The sequence below is a fragment of the Bartonella sp. AP36NXGY genome (assembly GCF_042195865.1).
In the GTDB taxonomy this organism is placed as follows: Bacteria; Pseudomonadota; Alphaproteobacteria; order Rhizobiales; family Rhizobiaceae; genus Bartonella.
Window position 1 is genome coordinate 1 of the sequence record NZ_JBHIPD010000088.1, and the last position, 1,738, is coordinate 1,738.

3 protein-coding genes and 1 pseudogene are annotated in these 1,738 nt (G+C 43.4%); all 4 read right to left on the minus strand.

Features of this window, described 5'->3' with window-relative positions:
• The coding region (locus ACFINX_RS09935) for a phage tail protein (RefSeq protein ID WP_375668783.1) at positions 1-317 on the minus strand (317 nt) is incomplete at its 3' end.
• Positions 317-1,144, minus strand: a complete 828-nt coding sequence (locus ACFINX_RS09940; RefSeq protein ID WP_375612352.1) for a baseplate J/gp47 family protein — start codon at positions 1,142-1,144, stop codon at positions 317-319. The genes ACFINX_RS09940 and ACFINX_RS09935, both read right to left, overlap by 1 nt.
• Positions 1,141-1,482, minus strand: coding sequence for a GPW/gp25 family protein (locus ACFINX_RS09945; protein WP_375612353.1), 342 nt, complete (start codon positions 1,480-1,482; stop codon positions 1,141-1,143). Before ACFINX_RS09945 ends, ACFINX_RS09940 begins: the two co-directional genes overlap by 4 nt.
• Positions 1,479-1,738 (minus strand): annotated as a pseudogene (locus ACFINX_RS09950) (phage baseplate assembly protein V); the annotation flags it as partial. The gene ACFINX_RS09945 and the pseudogene ACFINX_RS09950, both read right to left, overlap by 4 nt.

The window sequence follows — 1,738 nt, forward strand, 5'->3', positions numbered from 1 at the left end:
CGCCCCGTCCAGGCGGGTTGAAAGCGTGCCGAAATCCCTAGCCATTCAAGCCCCATCTCTATTGCCGCAAGGGAGCCACGTATCCTCTGCCATTGAAGCCCTTGATCAATCAAATCATAGAGATTTGGAACATAAGGTGTCAGTTCACCAAGCCCGTATTCTTCAATCAACCACGGCAAGAAACGGGGAGGGCGTGTGATCAGTTTTGCGCGTGAAATCCCCAAAACAGAACCATCAATATCTTGATGAAAATCGCAAGCATCGGCAAGGCGCTTTTCAAATTCTGTCGCGTTTGTGGGAAGGAGGGAACCAACCATTAGCGGGCACGTCCTTTGAAGTTTAAGGTGATTTTTCCAATCGATAAAATTTCTTCATCACAAACCATACTGTCTTGTGTTGGGGTAATGGCAATCACTTTCTGGACACCAGCAATCATTAGTTTTGAAATCCACCACGAGAGGCTTAATTCACGACCAATGGCTTGTTCTTGTTTCCAAGCCGTGCGTAAATTTGTTTCCATTGTTGTGAGAATTTTCAAAGATGTTTCTGGTAACAGCCAAACATCTGCTTCTAAATCCAGCACTTTTTTGACAGCAGCGTGAACAATGATTGTATCATTGGTCATGATGATATTTTTTCTGTGAAGAGCTTGTGAAACTGCTTGTATGAGATCTTCAGAGGCTGTTCCTTCTTCATTATTACCAAAAAGAGCAACATAGATGGTTGGGTCTTTGCCTTTACGATAGATAATGGCATCTTTCACTCGACTATCGGCTGTTAAGGCGATAAGTTTGTAATAGGGTTCTGTTCCACTTCCGTTTCCTCCACGGGCATGAAGCTGTATGCGTTCACGATATCTCTCGTCACTTTCACCCTCCATGCGGGCAAGACCATGCCAGTTTCCCAAAGCATCAAGAGATTCACCGGTTGCAAAATCAAGAATGTTGTTGCGTGCTGCCTCGTTAATACGCTGTCTTAAAAGCAACTCTCGATAGCTAAAAGCCTCTATGACTTTTACGGCCGGATCACTTTCAAGAATGGTATATTCAGGCAAAAGCTCTTTTAAATGGACAAGAGCAGCAGCGCGTATTTCTTCAAAAGAAAGTTCTGTGATGATGTCTGGTTTTGCAAGCACTCCATTCATTTTATCAATAATCCTTCCATGGTAATGGGCTTGCCGGATGGCAAATAAATGCCTTCAAAGGATAAAGAAACGTGTCCATTCTCACCCCTTTTAAAATCAATTTTTTTCAATTTAAAACGCGGTTCCCACTTGTCTAAAGCCTCAGCAACAGCAGCATAAAGAGCAACAGCAAAAGCATTATTAACCGGTGCATCAATGAGTTCAGCAACACGTGAACCATAATCACGCCGCATTACACGCGAACCAATCCGCGTTAACAAAATATCAAGGATTGATTGACGCAAATGATCAATGCCGGTTAATGGCTTTCCCGTTGTGCGGTCCATTCCACTGTTCAATTGGGACCTCCTGTCATAGAACCACCAGGGGAAACACCACCATGAACATGTGTTGCTCCTACATTGGTGCCGTTATGTCTTAATCCACTTGAATGAATGGAAACATTATTTCCAGAATGAAGAGAGAGACTATCATTCGAATTCAGTGAAATGCTACTACCTGCCTTCAAAGAGATGCCGCCTTTTGCGTTTAAATTTATATCGCTTTCTGAAACAATCTTTATGCCTTCCGGTGCGGTAAGCTCTAGCTTGCCAC

Coding starts and splice junctions, on each gene's coding strand:
- ACFINX_RS09940 (WP_375612352.1), bottom strand. CDS start 1,144: ATGAATGGAGTGCTTGCAAAACCAGACATCATCACAGAACTTTCTTTT.